At 65.0% G+C, this 17,857-nt stretch carries 17 protein-coding genes; 9 read left to right on the top strand and 8 right to left on the bottom strand.

The annotated features are described in order from the left end of the window. Positions 1-168: 168 nt before the first annotated feature. Positions 169-1,659 (bottom strand): aldehyde dehydrogenase, encoded by a 1,491-nt coding sequence (locus B9N72_RS15065; protein WP_085277127.1) that lies wholly within the window; start codon positions 1,657-1,659, stop codon positions 169-171. A gap of 40 nt (positions 1,660-1,699) precedes the next feature. Next, the gene (locus tag B9N72_RS15060; protein ID WP_085277126.1) at positions 1,700-2,248 is read right to left on the bottom strand and encodes a cupin domain-containing protein; all 549 of its coding nucleotides are present in this window, start codon (positions 2,246-2,248) and stop codon (positions 1,700-1,702) included. A gap of 303 nt (positions 2,249-2,551) precedes the next feature. Between B9N72_RS15060 and B9N72_RS15055 the strand changes: the two genes are divergently transcribed. From B9N72_RS15055 to B9N72_RS15015, 9 genes are all read left to right on the top strand, one after another. Next, positions 2,552-2,809: a hypothetical protein gene (locus B9N72_RS15055; RefSeq protein WP_085277125.1), complete on the top strand. Its 258-nt coding sequence runs from the start codon at positions 2,552-2,554 to the stop codon at positions 2,807-2,809. Between the two features lie 19 nt (positions 2,810-2,828). Further along, the gene (locus tag B9N72_RS15050) at positions 2,829-3,575 is read left to right on the top strand and encodes a gamma-glutamyl-gamma-aminobutyrate hydrolase family protein (protein WP_085277124.1); all 747 of its coding nucleotides are present in this window, start codon (positions 2,829-2,831) and stop codon (positions 3,573-3,575) included. 47 nt (positions 3,576-3,622) lie between these two features. Beyond that, positions 3,623-4,951: a glutamine synthetase family protein gene (locus tag B9N72_RS15045; protein WP_085277123.1), complete on the top strand. Its 1,329-nt coding sequence runs from the start codon at positions 3,623-3,625 to the stop codon at positions 4,949-4,951. 19 nt (positions 4,952-4,970) lie between these two features. After that, complete coding sequence (locus B9N72_RS15040) at positions 4,971-6,389, top strand: aspartate aminotransferase family protein (protein ID WP_085277122.1); 1,419 nt, start codon at positions 4,971-4,973, stop codon at positions 6,387-6,389. 81 nt (positions 6,390-6,470) lie between these two features. Then, complete coding sequence (locus B9N72_RS15035) at positions 6,471-7,571, top strand: polyamine ABC transporter substrate-binding protein (protein WP_085277121.1); 1,101 nt, start codon at positions 6,471-6,473, stop codon at positions 7,569-7,571. A 66-nt stretch (positions 7,572-7,637) separates the two neighbouring features. Continuing rightward, positions 7,638-8,768: an ABC transporter ATP-binding protein gene (locus B9N72_RS15030; RefSeq protein ID WP_085277120.1), complete on the top strand. Its 1,131-nt coding sequence runs from the start codon at positions 7,638-7,640 to the stop codon at positions 8,766-8,768. After that, complete coding sequence (locus B9N72_RS15025; protein WP_085277119.1) at positions 8,765-9,736, top strand: ABC transporter permease subunit; 972 nt, start codon at positions 8,765-8,767, stop codon at positions 9,734-9,736. The genes B9N72_RS15030 and B9N72_RS15025 overlap by 4 nt, the downstream gene beginning before the upstream one ends. 10 nt (positions 9,737-9,746) lie before the next feature. Continuing rightward, positions 9,747-10,574 (top strand): ABC transporter permease subunit, encoded by an 828-nt coding sequence (locus B9N72_RS15020; protein WP_085277118.1) that lies wholly within the window; start codon positions 9,747-9,749, stop codon positions 10,572-10,574. A 254-nt stretch (positions 10,575-10,828) separates the two neighbouring features. Next, complete coding sequence (locus B9N72_RS15015) at positions 10,829-12,127, top strand: NAD(P)/FAD-dependent oxidoreductase (RefSeq protein WP_085277117.1); 1,299 nt, start codon at positions 10,829-10,831, stop codon at positions 12,125-12,127. A gap of 283 nt (positions 12,128-12,410) precedes the next feature. On the opposite strand, the gene B9N72_RS15010 is transcribed toward B9N72_RS15015, so the two are convergent. From B9N72_RS15010 to B9N72_RS14985, 6 genes are all read right to left on the bottom strand, one after another. Continuing rightward, entirely contained in the window at positions 12,411-13,343 is a 933-nt protein-coding gene (locus B9N72_RS15010; protein WP_085277116.1) for a CysB family HTH-type transcriptional regulator, read from the bottom strand. A gap of 482 nt (positions 13,344-13,825) precedes the next feature. Next, positions 13,826-14,659, bottom strand: coding sequence for a taurine dioxygenase (tauD, locus tag B9N72_RS15005; protein WP_085277115.1), 834 nt, complete (start codon positions 14,657-14,659; stop codon positions 13,826-13,828). 15 nt (positions 14,660-14,674) lie between these two features. Further along, positions 14,675-15,514, bottom strand: coding sequence for a taurine ABC transporter permease TauC (tauC, locus tag B9N72_RS15000; protein ID WP_085277114.1), 840 nt, complete (start codon positions 15,512-15,514; stop codon positions 14,675-14,677). Beyond that, positions 15,514-16,296, bottom strand: a complete 783-nt coding sequence (gene tauB / locus B9N72_RS14995; RefSeq protein ID WP_085277113.1) for a taurine ABC transporter ATP-binding subunit — start codon at positions 16,294-16,296, stop codon at positions 15,514-15,516. Before tauB ends, tauC begins: the two co-directional genes overlap by 1 nt. 12 nt (positions 16,297-16,308) lie before the next feature. After that, positions 16,309-17,292, bottom strand: coding sequence for a taurine ABC transporter substrate-binding protein (gene tauA / locus B9N72_RS14990; protein WP_085277112.1), 984 nt, complete (start codon positions 17,290-17,292; stop codon positions 16,309-16,311). Between the two features lie 218 nt (positions 17,293-17,510). Further along, on the bottom strand, positions 17,511-17,857 hold a 347-nt coding region (locus tag B9N72_RS14985; RefSeq protein ID WP_085276575.1), incomplete at its 5' end, for a transposase.

The following is a 17,857-nucleotide window of genomic DNA, read 5'->3' as shown; positions in this document are numbered from 1 at the left end:
GGGACCGAGGGCGGCGTGGCGCGGCGGCGGGCTTGGGATGCTGGCGGATTCGTGCCGGGCGGAGGGCGCCTTTCCCGGCTTCGGCCAACCTTGGTGGGGAGCATAAAAAAAGCGGGCCACCGGACAGTGGCCCGCAACACCGTGGCGGGTGGTTCGGAACGTGCTGCCTCAGCAGGACAGCTTCAGCAGCGTCGACTTCAGTTCGGTGTATTTTTCCAGCGCGTGCAGCGACTTGTCGCGGCCGTTGCCGGACTGCTTGTAGCCGCCGAACGGCAGGTTCTGGTCGCCGCCCTCGTCGTAGCAGTTGATCCACACCGTGCCCGCACGCAGACGGCGCGCCAGCAGGTGGGCGCGGCTGACGTCGCGCGTCCACACCGCGGCGGCGAGACCGTAGTCGCTGTCGTTGGCGATGGCGATCGCCTCGTCCGCGCTGTCGAACGGGATCACGGCGCACACCGGGCCGAAGATCTCCTCGCGCGCGATGCGGGTGTCGGGCGTGGTCTCGAACGCGGTCGGCGCGATGTAGTAGCCGGTGTCGGTGTGCACGGCGTGGCCGCCGAAGGCGAGCTTGGCTTCCTGCTTGCCGATCTCGATGTAGTCCAGCACGCGGCGGTACTGCAGTTCGTCGACGATCGCGCCCATGCCGGTGGCGGGATTCAGCGGGTCACCCGGGCGATAGCCCTCGGCGGCCTGCTTCAGTTCCGCCATGAACTCGGCGTAGACGCCGCGCTGCACCAGCACGCGCGAGCCGGCCGAACACATCTCGCCCTGGTTGAAGAAGATGCCGCCGGCGGCGGCGCGCGCCGCCTGGGCGACGTCCGGGCAGTCGTCGAGCACGATGTTCGGCGATTTGCCGCCCAGCTCCAGCCACACCCGCTTCAGGTTCGATTCCGCCGCGCACGCCATGATCTTCTTGCCGACCGCGGTCGAGCCGGTGAAGGCGAGGCAGTCGACGTCCCTGTGCAGCGCCAGCAGGCGGCCGGTCTCGCCGGCGCCAGGCAGCACGTTGAACACGCCGTCGGGGATGCCGGCCTGTTGCGCCAGCGCGGCGATTCGGATCGCGGTGAGCGGCGATTTTTCCGACGGCTTGAGGAGTAGCGAGTTGCCGGCGGCGAGCGCCGGTGCGAACTTCCAGCTCGCCATCAGCAGCGGGAAATTCCACGGCACCACCGCGGCCACCACGCCGATCGGCTCGCGCGTGACGGTGCCGTGCAGGTTCGGCGCCAGGGGCGGCACCTCGCCGCCGACCTTGTCGATCGCTTCGGCGAACCACTGCACGCAGTAGGCCGTGCCGGCGACGTCGACACCCAGTGCGTCCGAGATGGGTTTGCCGGTGTCCAGGGTCTCCAGCAGCGCCAGTTCGTCGGCGTGCTCGCGGATCAGTTCGGCGAACTTCAGCAGCACGGTCTTGCGTTGCAGCGGCGCGAGGCCCGACCAGCGGCCGTCCTCGAAGGCGGCGCGCGCCGCGGCCACGGCGCGCTCGACGTCCGCGGTGCCGCACTCGGCGATGTCGGCCAGGGGCTGCTTGTTGGCCGGGTTGACGGTGGCGAAGGTCTTGCCGTCGACGGCGGCGACGTACGCGCCGTCGATGAAGGCGCGGCCCTCGAAGATCTGGCGCGCGGCCAGCGCTTGCCATTGCTGGTGGGTGAGGCGGGGCATAACACGTTCTCCTAAGTAGCGCGCCAGCCGCCGCTCCGGATCAGAAGTTGGCCGGCGTGTTGGCGCTGATGATTTCGGCTTCCTCCTGGCCGATGTTGCGGAAGCGGTGCGGCAGCGTGCTCGGGAAGTAATAGCCGTCGCCGGTGTGCAGCACGTTGACCTGTCCGTCGATGGTCAATTCGATGGTGCCGCGCACCACCAGTCCGCATTCCTCGCCTTCGCTGTGCGTGATCGTCTCCGGGCCGGTGTCGGCGCCCGGCGCGTACAGCTCGCGCAGCATGCGCATCTGCCGGTTCTGCACGGTGGCGCCGACCAGCAGCAGGCGTAGGCCGCTGTTGCCGAGATCGGGCTGTTCGCCCGGCCGGAACACGTAGCCGTTTTCACGCGGCGGCTCGTCGAAGGTGAAGAAATCCGCCAGCGACATCGGGATGCCCTCGAGCAGCTTTACCAGCGAGCTGACCGACGGGCTGACCCGGTTCTGTTCGATCAGGGAGATCGTGGCGTTGGTCACGCCAGCCCGTTTTGCCAGCTCCCGTTGCGACAGTTTGTAGCGTTCGCGCACCAGCTTGAGTCGTGGTCCGATGTCCATGTTGTTTCCGAATGTTGATAATAATTGACGGTTTGTGTCAAATTATTTTTGACGTTGCCGCCCAGTCGTGATGGGCCGGCGAAGTATACCACAACCGGCTTATTGCTTGTTGTGGTGCACAAATTTGACGCGATGCAGCACTGAAACGGGGCGTGAAAGGCGTGGGAATAGTAGGAGTGAGAGAGGTGTGTAAAAATTTAATTGACGGTGCTTGTCAATTATATTTAACGAGCTTAGACTGAATTTAGCCCGACACAGCGTTCCGCCTGTCGGAACACACCGTACCCACCCAGGAGTCGCCCGATGCCGCTTCATTCGTTCAACCCCTTCGCTCCGCTCGCCGCTGTTGTTGCTGCGGCCGGCCTGCGCCGTGCCGGTGTGCGGTGTCCGCGGAGCGTTGCCGGGGGCGTGCGGCTGGCATCGGGCGTGCTGGCGGAGTACCTGATTCATGCACGCCGCGTGTTCGCGGCGGCGTCCTTCGATCTCCTCTGTGCGGTGCTCTTTAGGGGCGCCGCTTTTTTTATTCCCGCAACGCTGCAAAGGAGGCGCGCCGCCGTGTGACGGCGAGCGTGCGATCGCGATGAAACACCCTGTCATCGGAATTCCCTGCTGTCGCTGGTGGCTCAAGGAGTCCCAGTTCTTCCACCTGGTCGGCGAGAAGTACGTCCGCGCCGCGGTCGGTGCCGGCGGTCTGCCGCTGCTGCTGCCGGCATTGGGCGAGGCGACGCCGGTCGCACAAATGCTCGAGCTGGTCGACGGCCTGTTGTTCACCGGCAGCCCGTCCAACATCGAGCCGCACCACTACGGCGCGGCCAGCGTCGACGGCGACTTCAACGACCCCGAGCGCGACGCCACCACGCTGCCCCTGATCCGCGCCGCGATCGACGCCGGGGTGCCGGTGCTAGGTATCTGCCGCGGCTTCCAGGAAATCAACGTCGCGCTCGGCGGCACCCTGCACCGCAAGGTGCACGAGGAGCCGGGCATGCACGATCACCGCGACCCGGGCGGCACCCTCGACGAGATGTACGCGCTGGCGCACCCGGTGCGCTTCGTCGAAGGCGGCGTGCTGCAGGCCCTCGCCGGCTGCACGGAAGCTCAGGTCAACTCGCTGCACGGGCAGGGCATCGCCCGCCTGGCGCCGGCGCTCGCCGCCGAGGCGCACGCCCCGGACGGGCTGGTCGAGGCGTTCAGCGTCAAGGGCGCGCGCGGCTTCGCGCTCGCCGTGCAGTGGCACCCGGAATGGCAGCACCAGGACAACCCCCTGTCGTTGGCCATTCTCGAAGCGTTTGGCAAGGCTTGCGCCGCTCGTCGGGATCGACGCGGCTGAGACTTGCCCCAACACCCAAAAACTGAATCGCTACAAAGGAGGCAACCATGAGCGTTCTGAGCGAATGGCTGCGAGAACACCGAATTACCGAAGTGGAATGCGTGATTCCCGATTTCACCGGCATCGCGCGCGGCAAGATCGTGCCGAAAGAGAAGTTCAGCGAAGAGGAGGGGATGCGCCTGCCGGAAGTGGTGCTGGTGCAGACCGTGACCGGCGAGTACGCCGAAGGCATCTCTGCCGACACCGATCCGGACATGGTGCTGGTGCCGGACCCCAACACCATCCGCCTGGTGCCGTGGGCCAAGGACCCGGTGGCGCAGGTGATCCACGACTGCCTCCACTTCGACGGCTCGCCGGTCGAGCAGTCGCCGCGCCACGTGCTGCGCCGCGTGCTCAAGCTGTACGAGGACAAGGGCTGGGAGCCGGTGGTGGCGCCCGAGATGGAGTTCTACATCGTCGACGTCAACCGCGACCCGGACCTGCCGCTGCAGCCGCCGATCGGCCGCACCGGCCGCCCGGAAACCGGGCGCAAGGCGTACTCGATCGACGCCGTCAACGAGTACGACGACCTGTTCGAGGAAATCTACGACTTCTGCGACGCGCAGAACCTGGCGATCGACACCCTGATCCACGAGGTCGGCGCCTGCCAGATGGAGATCAACTTCCTGCACGGCAACCCGCTCGACCTGGCCGACCAGGTGTTCCTGTTCAAGCGCACCGTGCGCGAGGCGGCGATCCGCCACAACATGTACGCCACCTTCATGGCCAAGCCGATGGAGAGCGAACCCGGCTCGGCGATGCACATCCACATGAGCGTGGTCGACAAGCACACCGGCAAGAACGTGTTCTCCAACGCCGACGGCAGCCCGAGCGAGGCGTTCTTCCACAGCATCGGCGGCATGCAGAAGTACTTCCCACAGGTGATCGCGCTGTTCGCGCCGTTCGTCAACAGCTACCGCCGCCTGGTGCGCCACACCGCCGCACCGATCAACGTGCAGTGGGGCTACGACAACCGCACCTGCGGCATCCGCGTGCCGCACTCCAGCCCGGCCGGGCGCCGCATCGAGAACCGCCTGCCCGGTGTCGACTGCAACCCCTACATCGCGCTCGCCGCGACGCTGGCCTGCGCCTGGCTCGGCATCGTCGAGCAGCAGCAGCCGAGCGAGCCGCTGACCGGTGACGCCTACGGCCTGCCGTTCGCCTTCCCGCGCGGCCTCGACGAGGCCATCACCCAGTTGCAGCACTGCAAGCCGATCACCGAGGTGCTGGGGGAGAACTTCGTCAAGGCGTTCTGCGCCGTCAAGGAAGCCGAATACATCGAATACGCCCGCGTGATCAGCCCGTGGGAACGCAAGTTCCTGTTGCTGCACGTGTGAGAACGAGAAGGAGCGAATCATGAATCTGAATATGAACTTTGCCGAAGTACGCCAGGTCACGGAGCGCAAGGCCGGCCAGCGCAGCACGCGCGAGTGGCAGGCGCTGGACGCCGCGCACCATTTCCACCCGTTCTCCGACGCCGCCGCGCTCAACGCCCAGGGCAGCCGCGTGATCACCCACGCCGACGGCGTCTACCTGTGGGATTCGGACGGCAACAAGATCTTCGACGCCATGTCCGGCCTGTGGTGCGTCAACATCGGCTACGGCCGCGAAGAGTTGGCCGAAGCCGCGTACCGGCAGATGCGCGAGCTGCCGTTCTACAACACCTTCTTCAAGACCACCCACCCGCCGGTGGTGGAACTGTCGGCGTTGCTGGCCGAAATCGCCCCGGACGGCTTCAACCACGTGTTCTATACCAACTCGGGCTCCGAGGGGAACGACACCGTGATCCGCATGGTGCGCCACTACTGGGCGAGCCTGGGGCAGCCGCAGAAGAAGACCATCATCTCGCGCGTCAACGGCTACCACGGCTCCACCATCGGCGGCGCCTCGCTCGGCGGCATGACGTACATGCACGAGCAGGGCGACCTGCCGATTCCGGGCATCGCGCACATCGAGCAGCCCTACTGGTACGCCAACGGCGGCGACCTGACGCCGGAGGAATACGGCCTCAAGGCGGCGCGCGAGCTGGAGAAGAAGATTCTGGAACTGGGGGTGGAGAACGTCGCCGCCTTCATCGGCGAGCCGGTGCAGGGCGCCGGCGGCATCATCATCCCGCCGACCACCTACTGGCCCGAGATCCAGCGCATCTGCGACCAGTACGGCATCTTGCTGATCGCCGACGAGGTGATCTGCGGCTTCGGCCGTACCGGCCACTGGTTCGGCAGCCAGTACTACGGCATCCGCCCGCACCTGATGACGATCGCCAAGGGCCTGTCCTCGGGCTACCAGCCGATCGGCGGCGTGCTGGTGCACGACACGGTCGCCAAGGTGATCGCCGAGTCGGGCGACTTCAATCATGGCTTCACCTACTCGGGCCACCCGGTGGCCTGCGCCGTGGCGGCCGAGAACCTGAGGATCCTGAAGAACGAACGCATCATCGACAAGATGCGCGAGGACGTGATGCCGTACGCCCACCAGCTGTGGCACAACGCCTTCGACGACCATCCGCTGGTGGACGACGTGCGCACCCTGGGCTTCTTCTTCGCCGTGACCCTGGTCGAGGACAAGGCCCGCCGCCAGCGCTTCGCCAACGGCGGCGAGCTGGCGCTGCGCTGCCGCGACATCTGTTTCCAGAACAACCTGGTGATGCGCGCCACCGGCGACAGCATGATCTCGGCGCCGCCGCTCACCATGAGCCGTGCCGAGGCCAGGGAGTTCGTCGGCCTCGCCAAGAAGTGCCTCGACCAGCTCGCGCGCGAACTCGGTCGTCTGTAACCGCGGTCGGAGCGGGCCGACCATACCATCGATAACAGACGGCCCGTCCGATTCGCCTACTTGTCTACACAGGAGAAAACCATGCGCCAACGCATGTTCAACGTCATCGCTGCCGGGGTGCTGGCGGCGGCCGCCGTACCGGCCTTCGCCAACGGCAAGGTGCTCAACATCTACAACTGGTCGGACTACATCGCCCCGGACACGGTGAAGAACTTCGAGAAGGAAACCGGCATCAAGGTGCGTTACGACGTCTACGACTCGAACGAGGTGCTGCAGGCCAAGATACTCACCGGGCGTTCCGGCTACGACATCGTGGTGCCGACCAACGCCTTCCTCGCCAAGCAGATCAAGGCCGGCGTCTACCAGCCGCTCAACAAGGCCAAGCTCGCCAACTACAAGAACCTCGACCCGGAGGTGCTGGCGCAGGCCACCAAGTTCGACCCCAACAACGCCTACGCCGTGCCGTACTTCTACGGCATCAACACCCTGGCGATCAACGCCGGCAAGGTCAAGGCGGCGCTGGGTTCGACCCCGCTGCCGGCCAACGAGTGGGACCTGTTGTTCAAGCCCGAGTACGTCTCCAAGCTCAAGTCCTGCGGCGTGTCGGTGCTCGACAGCCCGGCCGAGGCGCTGCCGATCGCCGCGCACTACCTGGGCAAGAACCCCAACAGCAACGCCGACGCCGACTGGCAGGCTTCGGCCAACCTGTTCAAGCAGATTCGCCCCTACATCACGCGCTTCTCCTCGTCGGGCTACATCAACGAGCTGGCCAACGGTTCGCTGTGCCTGGTGCTGGGTTACGGCGGCGACCTCAACATCGCCAAGCGCCGCGCCGAGGAGGCCAAGAACGGCCAGGTGCTGCGCGTGCTGGCGCCCAAGTCCGGCGTGATGCTGTGGATGGACAGCATGGCGATTCCCAAGGACGCCGAGAACGTCGACAACGCGCTCGCCTTCATCAACTACGTGATGCGCCCCGAGGTGGCCGCCGCCAACGCCAAGGCGGTGAGCTACGCCACCCCGAACAAGGCCGCCAAGAGCCAGATCGAGAACAAGTTCCTGTACGACGCTTCGATCTACCCGACCGCTGAAATCCAGCAGAAGAGCTTCATCCAGCTGCCGCTCGAGGCCAAGACCCAGCGCCTGCAGACCCGTCTCTGGACCGAAGTGAAAACCCGCAAGTGAGCTGAAGGCGCGGCTGCCCGCCCACCCGTGCGCGGGCGGCCGACCCGGAGGGGAAGAATCGTGAACATGGCTGAATCGTCCTTGCACCAGGCCGCCAAGACGGCCGGTGCCAAGTCCTACCTGCAAATCGTCGACGTCGTGAAGAAATTTGGCGACAACACCGTCGTCGACCACATCAACCTGTCGATCGCGAAGAACGACATCTTCGCGCTGTTGGGCAGCTCCGGCTGCGGCAAATCGACGCTGCTGCGCATGCTCGCCGGCATGGAAACGCCGACCTCGGGCAAGATCATCCTCGACGGCGAGGACATCACCGCGCTGGCGCCGTACGAGCGCCCGATCAACATGATGTTCCAGAGCTACGCGCTGTTCCCGCACATGACCGTGGCGCAGAACATCGCCTTCGGCCTGAAGCAGGACCGCTTGTCGCGCAGCGACATCGCCGAGCGCGTCGAGCGCATGCTGGAGCTGGTGCAGATGAAGAAGTACGCGCACCGCAAGCCCTACCAGCTCTCCGGCGGCCAGCAGCAGCGCGTCGCCTTGGCGCGTTCGCTCGCCAAGCGCCCGAAACTGCTGCTGCTCGACGAGCCCTTGGGCGCGCTCGACAAGAAGCTTAGGCAGCAGACCCAGCTGGAACTGGTCAACATGATCGAACAGGTCGGCGTCACCTGCATCATGGTGACGCACGACCAGGAAGAGGCCATGACCATGGCCGGGCGCATCGGCATCATGTCCGAAGGCCAGCTGCTGCAGGTCGCCACCCCGGGCGAAATCTACGAGCACCCCAACTGTCGCTTCACCGCGGAATTCATCGGCGAAACCAACCTGTTCGGCGGCCACGTGGTCGAGGACGAGCCGGACCACGTCTGCATCCACTCCACCGAGCTGCCGCGCCCGGTGCGTGTCGGCCACGGCATCACCGGCACCATGGGCATGCCGGTGTGGCTGTCGCTGCGTCCCGAACGCGTCGGCGTGTCGCGCCGCCAGCCGGTGGCCAGCGGTAACTGGGCGGCCGGCACGGTGGGCGACATCGCCTACCTCGGCGGTTTCTCGATCTTCCACGTGCGCCTCGACTCCGGCAAGGTGGTCAAGGCCAGCGTGCCCGCCACGCACTGGCGGGAAGAGGCGGCTCCGACCTGGAACGAGCCGGTATTCGTCAGCTGGACTGACAACGACGCCGTGGTGCTGACGCAATGATGAGCCGACTCCTTTCGCTGCGGGATTCCCGCGAAGCGACGGCGCGCACCGCGCGCCGGTCCGCCTGGTGGCAGCGCGCCCTGCCGCGTGGTCAATCGCTGGTGACGGCGATTCCCTACGGCTGGCTGCTGCTGTTCTTCCTGGTGCCGTTCCTGTTCGTGCTGCAGATCAGCTTCTCCGACGTCGAGATCGCCTCGCCGCCGTACCGGGCGCTGCTGTCGCGCGCCGAGGACGTGGTGAGCCTCGTGCTCAACTTCGGCAACTACCGGTACATTTTCGGCGATCCGCTGTACTTCGACGCCTACTTGAGCTCGCTCTACATGGCCGGGGTGACCACGCTGATCTGCCTGGTGGTGGGCTACCCCATCGCCTACACCATCGCGCGCGCGCCGGAGGCCAAGCGCAACACGCTGTTGATGCTGGTGATGCTGCCGTTCTGGACCTCGTTCCTGGTGCGCGTCTACGCCTGGATGGGGATCCTCGACAACGAGGGCCTGCTCAACCAGGCACTGCTGTCGCTCGGGCTGATCGGCGAGCCGCTGCAGCTGATGCACACCCAGCTCTCGGTGCAGATCGTGATGGTGTACGCCTACCTGCCGTTCATGATCCTGCCGCTGTTCTCCAACCTGGTGAAGCTCGACGGGCGTCTGCTGGAGGCGTCGGCCGACCTCGGCTGCCGGCCGTGGCAGACCTTCCTGCGCGTCACCCTGCCGCTCTCCAAGAACGGCGTGATCGCCGGCTCGATGCTGGTGTTCATCCCGGCGGTGGGCGAGTTCGTGATCCCGGAACTGGTCGGCACGCCCGAGTCGCTGATGATCGGCAAGGTGCTGTGGATGGAGTTCTTCGACAACAACAACTGGCCGATGGCGGCGTCGGTGACCATCGTCATGGTGGCGCTGTTGATCGCACCCATCGTCTACCTGCACAAGCGCGAGGAGAAGGCGCTGGCGCGGGCGGCCCAACGCTAGGAGGCAGATCATGCAAAACAAAGACATCAGCGGTTTCGGCAAGCTCACGCTCGGCGCCGGGCTGGCCTTCCTGTATGTGCCGATCCTGATCCTCATCGTGTACTCGTTCAACGCCTCCAAGCTGGTGACAGTGTGGGCCAGCTTCTCGACCCACTGGTACGGGGTGCTGTTCAACGACGACGCGGTGGTCTCGGCGTTCGGCCTGAGCCTCAAGATCGCCTTTCTCTCGAGCGCGATGAGCGTGGTGCTGGGCACCATCGCCGGCCTGGTGCTGGCGCGTTTCGGCCCGTTCAGGGGCAAGAGCCTGTTCGCCGGCATGCTCACCGCGCCGATGGTGATGCCCGAGGTGATCACCGGCTTGTCGATGCTGCTCCTGTTCGTCGAACTGCAGCAGTGGTTCGGCTTCCCGGCCGAGCGCGGCATGCTGACCATCTGGGTCGGCCACGTCACCCTGTGCATGGCCTACGTCACGGTGGTGATCCGCTCGCGCCTGGTGGAGATGGACCGCTCGGTGGAAGAGGCGGCGATGGACCTGGGGGCGCGCCCGTTCAAAATCTTCTTCCAGATCACGCTGCCGATCATCGCGCCGGCGATCGCGTCGAGCTTCCTGCTGGCGTTCACGCTGTCGATCGACGACCTGGTGATCACCGCCTTCCTGTCCGGGCCGGGCTCGACCACGCTGCCGCAGCTGATCTTCTCGCGCGTGCGCCTGGGGCTGAACCCGGAGATCAACGCGCTGGCGACCATGACGGTGCTGGTGGTGACGCTGCTGGTGGTCGGCGCCAACCGCATGATGGTGAAGGCCGAGCGGCGCCGCGCCCGGCTCGCCGCCGCCTAGAGCCGCTAGCAAAACCCTCTTGGCGTTGTGCGCTCGCGTGCGAATCTCTCGCAGAGATTCGCCCAGCAAGCACTTGCCGTACTACTTGTATGTAGCTTCGCAGAAACTTCGGCTACGCCTCGTTTTCTTCGGCCGCGCGCCTAGCCAAGACCGTTGCACTGGGTTTTGTTAGTGGCTCCACAACAGGGGGTTGCTCCACCCGTGCGCGGCCCGGCGCCGCCGCGGGTTTTTCTATTCTTTCTTGAGGAGGAGTCATGTTCGGGTCTTTGCAGTTTGCCGGTCAGGAACACGTCGATTCCTGGTACGCCGCCAGCGCCGGCCCGCTCACGCCCAGGCCGCGCCTGCGCGAATCGCTTTCGGCCGACGTGTGCGTGCTCGGCGCCGGCTACACCGGCTTGTCGGCCGCGCTGGAGCTGGCCGAACGCGGCTACCGCGTGGTGGTGCTGGAGGGCGCGCGGGTGGGGTGGGGCGCCTCCGGCCGCAACGGCGGCCAGGTGCTGTCCGACCTCGCCTGCGGCATGAATCCAGTGCGCGACGCCCTCGGCCAGGAGGCCGCGCGCGAAATATGGAACATGACGCGCGAGGCGGTCGCCCTGGTGGGCGAGCGCTGCACCAAGTACGCCATCGACGCCGAGCTGGTGTGGGGCTATTTCCACGCCGCGCTCAAGGCGCGCCAGCTGCGCGAGCAGGCGGCCTGGCAGGAGGAGGCGGCGCGCCGCTACGGCTACGACCGCTTCCAGCTGATCGGCAAGGAGCGCCTGCCGGAGATGGTCAACACCGCGCGCTACGTCGGCGGCCTGTTCGAGCCCGACGCCGGCCACCTGCACCCGCTAAAGTATGCACTGGGGCTGGCACGCGCCGCCGAGGCCGCCGGGGTGCGCATCTTCGAGCACAGTGCCGTGGGGGAGATCGTGCCGGGCACCACGGTACGGGTGAAGGTTGGGCGGCACGAGGTGCGCGCCGAGTCGCTGGTGCTGGCCGGCAACACCTACCTCGGCAGGATGGTGCCAGAGCTCGACAGCAAGATCATGCCGGTCGGCACCTACATCATCGCCACCGAGCCGCTCGGCGCAGCGCGCGCCCGCGCGCTGATCCCGAAGAACCTCGCGGTGTGCGACGCCAACTTCGTGCTCGATTACTTCCGCTGCACGCGCGACACCCGCCTGCTGTTCGGCGGCCGTGTCAGCTACACCGGCATGACGCCGCTAGGGCTCCGAGACGCCATGCGCCGCAGCATGCTCAAGGTGTTCCCCAGCCTCGCCGACGTCAAGGTCGAGTACGACTGGGGCGGTTTCGTCGACATCACCATGAACCGCGCGCCGCACTTCGGCCGGCTGCGCCCGAACATCTTCTTCGCCCAGGGCTTCTCCGGCCACGGCGTGGCACTCACCGGGCTCGCCGGCAAGCTCATGGCCGAGGCGATCCACGGCGAGCCCGAGCGATTCGACCTGTTCGCACGCCTGTCGCATCGCCGCTTCCCGGGCGGCACGCTGCTGCGCACGCCGGCATTGCTGCTGGCCACCAGCTACTACCGCCTGCGCGACTGCCTCTGACCTCCCCCCGGCTGGCTGCGGCCTGACGGACCGCATGCATCATGCGGTTTCGACCGACGCGCCAGCCGATCCCTCGCGGGCGCCTGAGCGTGGCACCGATGCTGGATGGGCGCTACCAATCAGGAAAATCGTTGAGTATCCGTGGTTTGTTTTGCCTGAATTCAGGCTGTAGCACTTGACGATGCACCAAAGTAAAAGCCGCCCCCGGGGCGGCTTTCTTGTCATTTGTCCGGCTGGGCGCGTTGCCGATATGCCGACGCTGCTTCTGCCCCCATCTGTTCTGTCAATCCTGTGGTGCAGGGCTGAGTGCTCCGCGTACCGTCTCCTCGTTCAGCGCCGCCGAGCACAGTTCGATGAAGCGATAGGCGTAGCTACGCAGATAGTGGCCGCGGCGGATCGCAATGCGCGAGGTCTGGTGGCCGAACAGTGGCGGCGAGTCCACTTCGGCCACGCCGTGATCGCGTTGCGCGTCGACCGCCATTGAGGCGACGATGCCCACCCCCATTTCCAGCTCGACGTAGGTCTTGATCACGTCGGCGTCGAGTGCCGCCATCACCACGTCCGGCACCAGCCCGGCCTCGGCGAAGGCACGGTCGATCTGGGCGCGGCCGGTGAAGCCTTCGTGATAGGTGACCAGCGGGTAGTCGGCCAGCGCCTCCAGCGTCAGCGGCTTGACGCCGTGCAGAGGGTGCTCCGGCGGTGCGATCACCGTGTGGTGCCAGCTGTAGTAGGGGAAGGACACCAGTTCCGGCACTTCCGAGATGGCCTCGGTGGCGATGCCGATGTCGGCCTGGCCGTCCAGCAGCAGCCGCACCAGTTCGTCCGGGCTCGCCTGCAGCAGCACCAGGTGTACCTTGGGGAAGGCCTTCTTGAACGCCGTCACTACCTTGGGCAGGGCGTAGCGCGCCTGGGTGTGGGTGGTGGCGATGGTGAGCTGGCCCTGGTCGCGCTGGCTGTACTGTTCGGCCAACCTTTTGACGTTGCCGGCGTCGAGCAGCATGCGCTCGACGATGGTCAGCAGCTCCTTGCCCGGGTCGGTCAGGCCGAGGAAGCGTTTGCCCTTGCGCACGAACAGCTCGACGCCCAGCTCGTCCTCCAGGTCCTTGATGTGCTTGCTGACACCCGATTGCGAGGTGAACAGCGCGTTGGCGACCTCGGTCAGGTTGAAATTCTGACGCACCGTCTCGCGGATGATGCGAAGTTGCTGAAAGTTCATCGTTGTCCTGCCGTTTCGTTCTGGGCGAACACCCGCAACGCGCGTGGCGGTTGCCATGCCGACTGGCGTTGCTGTTCATCCGCGCCGGGTTTGGCCGGGGTGTTCGACGTCGTATTGTTCGGGTTGCTGCTGATCGGAAGCGGGGTGACTTCCTACACCGCGTTGTTGCGATGAAGATCCCCGAGCCGTATTCGCCGTCGGCATGGGAGGCTTCCTTAATAACCTAAACAAGCATAAATGCAACTTCATTATTCCAAAAATAATGAATTATTCGTTGCTTATTCGATTTCCCAAGAAGGAAATCGGGCCTGCTTATAACTGGAATGGCTACGGCGGACGAAAAACACGCCGGGCTGACGATGCGGCGTGGGAGGGGCGGCCCGTTGGACGCGGCCGCGGTGCGATGGTGCATCCGGTACGGGCGCGGTGACGCCGGGAGCAGGCAGGGTGCTGACCGGCGTGCTCACGTAGCTATGGGTCGATCAGAAAGGCTTGTCACCCAGAATCGTCGCCCGATGCATGATGCGATGAACGGGGCGATAGTCATCCACCGCATAGTGTTGGGTCACGCGGTTGTCCCAAAAGGCGACATCACCCTCTTGCCAGCGCCAGCGCACGCTGTATTCCGGCTTGGCAAAGTGGTCGAACAGGAAGCGCAGCACAGCGGCGCTTTCCGCCGGCTCCAGTTCGTTGATGCGGGTGGTGAAACCATCGCTGACGAACAGCGCCTTCTTGCCGCTCACCGGGTGGGTGCGGATCACCGGGTGGGTCACCGGTGGAGTGGTGCGGCGGGTTTCCTCGTAGCGCGCCAGCGCTTCCGGCGTATTACCGAAGCGCTCCAGCGGGAACGACTTGGTGAAGTCGTGGGTGGCCGTCAGCCCGTCCAGCAACTGCTGGAAGTGGGGCGACAGCGCTTCGTAGGCCGCGGTGCCGCTGGCCCAGAGCGTGTCGCCGCCGTAGGGCGGCAGCTTGCGTGCCGCCAGCACCGAGCCCAACGGCGGGGTGTCGATGAAGGTGACATCGGTGTGCCAGATGGCGTTGTCGCGCAGGTCGTTCTGCGCGGTGTCCAGCACCATGATCTGCGGGATGTCGTCGATCTTGGGGTAGATCGGATGCACGTGCAGATCGCCAAACCAGGCGGCGAAATCGCGCTGCTGCGGTGGAGTGATGTTCTGTTGGCGGAAGAACAGCACCTGGTATTCCAGCAGAGCGGTGCTGATGACCTCGCGAAGCGCTGCGGTCAGCGGCCGCGCCAGATCGATACCTGCCACCACGGCACCGATGGCCGGCGACAGGCGGGTAAACGTCAGACTCATGGGATAATCCTTTCTTTACAAAGCCTTGCCGTGCCACGGCGTCAGTACACGTTGCAGGCGGCGCAGGCCCAGCTCCAGCACAAAGGCCACCAGGGCGATGGCGATGATGCCCAGCACGACGATATCGGTACCCAGAAACTGGGCGGCGGACTGGATCATGAAACCCAGGCCACGGGTGGCGGCGATCAGCTCGGCCGCCACCAGCGTCGACCAGCCCGCGCCCAGTCCGATGCGGATGCCCGTGAGGATGTCCGGCAGCGCGCCCGGTAGAATCACATGGCGCAGCAGTTGGCCGCGGCTCGCGCCCAGCGACAGCGCGGCCTGCTGGCGTATGCTATGCACGCTGGCCACGCCATGCGTGGTGGCGATCAGCACCGGCGCCAGAATCGCCAGGAAAATGAGCAACACCTTGGACACCTCGCCAATGCCGAACCAGATCACGATCAGCGGCAGGTAGGCCAGCGGCGGCAGCGGGCGATAGAACTCGATGATCGGGTCCAGCCAGTGGCGCAGCAGCGGAAACACGCCAATCAGGATACCCAGCGGCACACCGATGCCGACTGCCGCCAGCAGCGCCAGCAGCATGCGCTGCAGACTGGCCAGCAAGTGCTGCTGCAGGGTGGCCTCCATATAGCCCTGCACCACGAGCGACTGCAGCTTGGTCAGTACCGCGGCGGGCGAGGGCAGAAACAGCGCCGGAACCAGCCCGCTGGCACTCAGCGCCCACCACAACAGCAACAGGCTGCCGATGCTCAGGCTGCTCCACTGCCAGGGGGCAAGAGGGCGGATGCCCCAAGTACGTTGCCGTGCGGCCGGCGCCGTCGGCACCGGCAGAACATGCTCTTGCTGGCTCATCAGGCGGCCTCCTCGTGCTGTGTCCGGGTCAGGCTGGCCAGCAGTTCCTCCCGCAGGGTGATGAACTCGGGGTCGGACTTGATGGCCCGCACGCTTTCGCCGGCGAGGAAGCGCTGACTGAAGGTGGGCCGCAGGTACTGCACGATGCGCCCCGGCCCCGGCGACATCAGTACCAGGCTGGTGGCGAGGAACAGCGCTTCTTCGATGTCATGGGTAATCAGGAACACGCCGCGTTGCGAGCGCTGCCACACATTCAGCAGCAGTTGCTGCATCTGCTCGCGGGTAAACGCATCCAGCGCGCCGAACGGCTCGTCCATCAGCAACACGCGGGACTGGCTGGCCAGCGCACGGGCAATACCCACCCGCTGGCGCATGCCGCCGGAGAGCTCCCATACCCGTTTGCCGCCGGCATCGGCCAGGCCGACCTGCTGCAGCGTGTCGGCCACGATGGCAGCACGTTGTGCCGCCGGCACACCCTGCAGTTTCAGGCCGAAGGCCACGTTGCCGGCCACGTCCAGCCAGGGCAGCAAGCCGTCGTTCTGAAACACCACCGCGCGCTCGGCGCCCGGGCCGCTGACCGGCTTGCCGTCAAACTGCACCGTACCGTGCGTGGGGGCGATAAAGCCCGCCAGCACATTCAGCAAGGTGCTCTTGCCGCAACCGGACGGCCCCAGCGCCACCAGTAATTCGTCCGGCGAGAGGCCCAACGAAACCTGCTGCAAGGCAGGCAGCGGCTGGCCCGGGTAGTGGACTGTCAGTTTGTCTACCTGCAACAGGCTCATGACGTCTCCCGCTCAGCGCAGTGCTGCGTTGATGAACTGGTTGGTCACGTACGAGCTGTAGTCGGCCTGCAGGCTGTCCACCTTACCCTGCGATTTCAGGAACACCGAGGTATCGCTGACCGCCTTCACGAACGGTTTTTGCAGCAGCGCGCTCTGTTCTTTCAGCGACGGGTAGACGTTGCCCGGCAGTAGCGCCGTGACTTCTTCCGGCTTGCTGCCGGTGAGGCGGGCGATCTTCTCCACGTTGGCCGGGTTGCTGGCAAAGCCTTTCGGATCCTTGTTGTAGCGATCGAATACGCCACCCGTCACTTTCACGAATTGCTTGAGAAAATCCGGATTTTTCTGGGCGAAGTCCTGGCGCACGATCCACAGATCGTAGGTGGGTGCGCCCCATTTGCTGACTTCGGCCGAGCTGGTCAGCACCTTGCCGCTGGCTTTCACCTTACCAAGCGCCGGCTCCCAGACATAGGCACCATCGATGTCGCCACGCTGCCAGGCCGCCGCTATCTCACTCGGGCGCAGATTGAGGATGTTCACCTTGCCGGCATCGACTTTCCAGTGTTTGAGCGCGGCCAACAGGCTGTAGTGGGTGGTGGATACATACGGCACGGCAATCTTCTTGCCGACCAGATCGGCCGGCTTGTTGATGCCGCTGCCGTTGCGCACCACCAGCGCTTCCGATTCCCCGATCACGCCGGTAACCAGAAAGGTCTGGATCGGCAGGCCACGGCTCGCGGCAGCGGCCAGCGGGCTGGAGCCGATATTGCCGATGGGCACGTCGCCTGATGCCACGGCGGCGATGACTTCGGCGCCACTTTCAAATTTGCGCCAGTTAATCTTCTTGCCAGTGGCTTTCTCGTAGTCGCCATCGGCCTGGGCCACTTTGGATGGGTCGACCCCGGTCTGGAAAGCGATGGTCACGGCATCTTCGGCATGGGCGAAACTGGCGGCCAGGGCGAGGGAAACCAGCAGCGAGGTAAGGATAGGGCGAGTCATGGCAATCTCCGGCGAGGTGTGAGTCAACGATGGAGCGATTAAATGACAAACCCTTCAGCCTGAGAAATGAATAAATCTGCGTTCGTTATTTGATTGGGCCGGAATAATTAATGAGCAATCGATATAAGGCACCAATGGCTTGCCGAGGCTTATCCGAAATAATGATGCAGTTATCGGTTTTATATATAAATACACAGACCGAAACCCAATATAAGTAATCACGCATAACTAAATTTGAGTTCTGTGCCAACCCTATCCAGCAAGTCGGTCACCTTGCTTTTCAATTCGGTGGCACCCCATGTCTTACATCGTCGCCAGTGGTATTTGGCTTGTTTCCAGAGCTGCTCGATCAGGTTCAGCTCTGGGCTATAAGCTGGCAGAAAGCAGAGATGAAACCCATGATCCAGCAACCAGACATCACGTTTATCTTCTCTGATGGCGGCGTGCATCCGCGCGTTATCCAGGATCAGCAAGGTCGGCCGCTCACGACTGGATCGCTCAGCCAAACTCTGCAAAAAGACCTCAACCTCTTGCTTGCGCACGGTCTGTTCATGGGCCACGTAAT

It is taken from the genome of Pseudogulbenkiania subflava DSM 22618 (assembly GCF_900177275.1).
In the GTDB taxonomy this organism is placed as follows: domain Bacteria; phylum Pseudomonadota; class Gammaproteobacteria; order Burkholderiales; family Chromobacteriaceae; genus Pseudogulbenkiania; species Pseudogulbenkiania subflava.
The sequence above is the reverse complement of the archived record's forward strand: the minus strand, read 5'-3'. Positions and strand labels throughout refer to the sequence as shown.

What these genes read in the sequence shown, in the direction of transcription:
- B9N72_RS15060 (WP_085277126.1), bottom strand. Translation starts at nt 2,248, where the DNA reads ATGGACATCGGACCACGACTCAAGCTGGTGCGCGAACGCTACAAACTG.
- B9N72_RS15030 (WP_085277120.1), top strand. Translation starts at nt 7,638, where the DNA reads ATGGCTGAATCGTCCTTGCACCAGGCCGCCAAGACGGCCGGTGCCAAG.
- B9N72_RS15035 (WP_085277121.1), top strand. Translation starts at nt 6,471, where the DNA reads ATGCGCCAACGCATGTTCAACGTCATCGCTGCCGGGGTGCTGGCGGCG.
- tauA (WP_085277112.1), bottom strand. Translation starts at nt 17,292, where the DNA reads ATGACTCGCCCTATCCTTACCTCGCTGCTGGTTTCCCTCGCCCTGGCC.
- B9N72_RS15040 (WP_085277122.1), top strand. Translation starts at nt 4,971, where the DNA reads ATGAATCTGAATATGAACTTTGCCGAAGTACGCCAGGTCACGGAGCGC.
- B9N72_RS15010 (WP_085277116.1), bottom strand. Translation starts at nt 13,343, where the DNA reads ATGAACTTTCAGCAACTTCGCATCATCCGCGAGACGGTGCGTCAGAAT.
- B9N72_RS15065 (WP_085277127.1), bottom strand. Translation starts at nt 1,659, where the DNA reads ATGCCCCGCCTCACCCACCAGCAATGGCAAGCGCTGGCCGCGCGCCAG.
- B9N72_RS15045 (WP_085277123.1), top strand. Translation starts at nt 3,623, where the DNA reads ATGAGCGTTCTGAGCGAATGGCTGCGAGAACACCGAATTACCGAAGTG.
- tauC (WP_085277114.1), bottom strand. Translation starts at nt 15,514, where the DNA reads ATGAGCCAGCAAGAGCATGTTCTGCCGGTGCCGACGGCGCCGGCCGCA.
- tauB (WP_085277113.1), bottom strand. Translation starts at nt 16,296, where the DNA reads ATGAGCCTGTTGCAGGTAGACAAACTGACAGTCCACTACCCGGGCCAG.
- B9N72_RS15015 (WP_085277117.1), top strand. Translation starts at nt 10,829, where the DNA reads ATGTTCGGGTCTTTGCAGTTTGCCGGTCAGGAACACGTCGATTCCTGG.
- tauD (WP_085277115.1), bottom strand. Translation starts at nt 14,659, where the DNA reads ATGAGTCTGACGTTTACCCGCCTGTCGCCGGCCATCGGTGCCGTGGTG.
- B9N72_RS15050 (WP_085277124.1), top strand. Translation starts at nt 2,829, where the DNA reads ATGAAACACCCTGTCATCGGAATTCCCTGCTGTCGCTGGTGGCTCAAG.
- B9N72_RS15025 (WP_085277119.1), top strand. Translation starts at nt 8,765, where the DNA reads ATGATGAGCCGACTCCTTTCGCTGCGGGATTCCCGCGAAGCGACGGCG.
- B9N72_RS15055 (WP_085277125.1), top strand. Translation starts at nt 2,552, where the DNA reads ATGCCGCTTCATTCGTTCAACCCCTTCGCTCCGCTCGCCGCTGTTGTT.
- B9N72_RS15020 (WP_085277118.1), top strand. Translation starts at nt 9,747, where the DNA reads ATGCAAAACAAAGACATCAGCGGTTTCGGCAAGCTCACGCTCGGCGCC.